The sequence below is a fragment of the Lamprobacter modestohalophilus genome (assembly GCF_016583905.1).
Classification (GTDB): domain Bacteria; phylum Pseudomonadota; class Gammaproteobacteria; order Chromatiales; family Chromatiaceae; genus Lamprobacter; species Lamprobacter modestohalophilus.
Genome location: NZ_NRRY01000152.1, coordinates 1 through 1634, shown reverse-complemented (window position 1 = coordinate 1634; position 1634 = coordinate 1). Strand labels below are relative to the sequence as shown.

3 protein-coding genes are annotated in these 1634 nt (G+C 63.4%); 2 read left to right on the top strand and 1 reads right to left on the bottom strand.

Annotated features, from left to right (window positions below; translation table 11 throughout):
* Window positions 1-19: 19 nt before the first annotated feature.
* On the bottom strand, window positions 20-550 hold the full coding sequence (locus CKO42_RS26500; protein ID WP_200252563.1) for a sigma-70 family RNA polymerase sigma factor: 531 nt from the start codon (window positions 548-550) through the stop codon (window positions 20-22).
* Between the two features lie 264 nt (window positions 551-814).
* Between CKO42_RS26500 and CKO42_RS26495 the strand changes: the two genes are divergently transcribed.
* A complete protein-coding gene (locus CKO42_RS26495) occupies window positions 815-1072 on the top strand; it encodes a hypothetical protein (protein ID WP_200252560.1) in 258 nt (85 codons plus the stop codon).
* Between the two features lie 36 nt (window positions 1073-1108).
* Complete coding sequence (locus CKO42_RS26490; RefSeq protein WP_200252558.1) at window positions 1109-1576, top strand: hypothetical protein; 468 nt, start codon at window positions 1109-1111, stop codon at window positions 1574-1576.
* The last annotated feature ends 58 nt before the right edge of the window (window positions 1577-1634 follow it).

The window sequence follows — 1634 nt, the reverse complement described above, 5'->3', positions numbered from 1 at the left end:
ACCCGATCCAAGGCGGCCATCATGAACGCTCGCCCAGCGCAGCACGCAGCTTCTGGCGAGCCCGGAACAGCCGCGTGCCAGCCCCTGCGCCGCTGAGGCCAAGCCGCGCGGCGATCTCTTGCTGCGAATAGCCATGCAGCACCTGCAGGATCAGCGGCTCGCGATACTCCGCCGGCAGCGCACGGAGCGCCCGGCGCAAGACAAAGGCGTCGGTGGAGGTGTCATAGTCTTGCGCAGGCTGCGTCGGCAGCTCCTCGGTCGGCATCGCGCTCTCGCGCGGTTGGATGCGCTCGAAGCGGCGCGCATTCTCGCGGCGTACGATGGTCTTCATCCACCCCAAGGCAGCCGCTGGGTTCTGCAGCCGTGCAAACGAGCGCCAGGCCCGCAGCAGACTGTCTTGGACGAGGTCTTCAGCGATCTCTTTGTTACCGCAGAGCCTGTAGGCGTACTTGAAGAGACTGTGCCGATGGGTCTCGGCGAGGGCCTCGAAGCTCGGCGCCTCAACCGGCTCCAGCGATGGGGTGGACGCGAGTGCAGCAGAAACAAACATGGACGGACTCCCGAAGTCGATGAGCGATCTGCCTGCTCTATTGCAGCCGTCGTGCCAGCTTTTAATACCTTGTTTTTGATTGACTTTATAGAAATCGCGCCAGACCAAGAGAACGTTTCGTTAACACGATCCGTTGCAACGCGGTATCGGTTCGCTGCAGTGCGGTCATCAGCTGTCGGTCATCGGTACGAAAGATCTGCTGCGCACGGCGGGTCTTCATCCGGTATTCCAAGCGCTATCCGCGTCGCGCAGCAGGCTCACCCCATGAACTGTCTTTCCTTTCGCCGCCAACTGTTGGTCGATCCGCAAGGACGACAAGCCGATCTCCAGGCCCATGCGGCGCAGTGCGCGCCTTGTGCGCGCGCGCTCAAGCGGGCGCTGGCCTTCGAGGCGAGCCTCAGGGCGGCTTTGCAAATGGACTATGGCGATAACGATGCCGACGACGCGCATCGCGAGGGCGAGTCGGATGACCGTGGCGATGCTGATCCACCGGAGTCGGTCTATTGCGTGAACGGTTGCTGAGGCAACCCCCTCTTCCCGGTCGAGAGATTCAGCGCCATGTCGACACAGCGACCGCTTCAAAGACCGCTCGCCGGCCTGACCTCCTGCATTGGCCTCGTCGCCCTACTGAGTGGCACGCCCGCGCTGGCCGAGACGACGATCGAGGGCCGGATCAACGGCCTGCGCTGTGCCGAGGGCGGCCATGTCTGCCCGCTCGAGAATCTGGATGCCCATCTCTCATTCGAGCTGGAGTTGGTGCTGCAGCTGTCCGATGGCCCGTACTATTTCCTCTCCAACGTCCCGCGCGACACCAAGGTCCGTCATGTGCGCAAGCAGGTCAGGGTGATCGGCACGGTGATTGAGCCTCATCGATGGATCTCCGTCGACAGACTGCTCGTCGAGGATGGTGATGGCTACCGCGAGGTCTGGAGTCCGCAGGCGCAGCAGCAAGCCTTCGAGGATATCTATCACCGTGGCTGGGACGCCACGCCACCAGTCAGTGACCCGGTCAGCGAGCGGCGCTGATGCGGGTGCCCTTACCCGCCGATTGGATCGAGCTGTTGCAGCTGGCACGGCGGGCGGC

Excerpts from the sequence above, each read along its gene's own strand:
- CKO42_RS26500 (WP_200252563.1), bottom strand. The coding sequence starts at position 550 with ATGTTTGTTTCTGCTGCACTCGCGTCCACCCCATCGCTGGAGCCGGTT.
- CKO42_RS26495 (WP_200252560.1), top strand. The coding sequence starts at position 815 with ATGAACTGTCTTTCCTTTCGCCGCCAACTGTTGGTCGATCCGCAAGGA.
- CKO42_RS26490 (WP_200252558.1), top strand. The coding sequence starts at position 1,109 with ATGTCGACACAGCGACCGCTTCAAAGACCGCTCGCCGGCCTGACCTCC.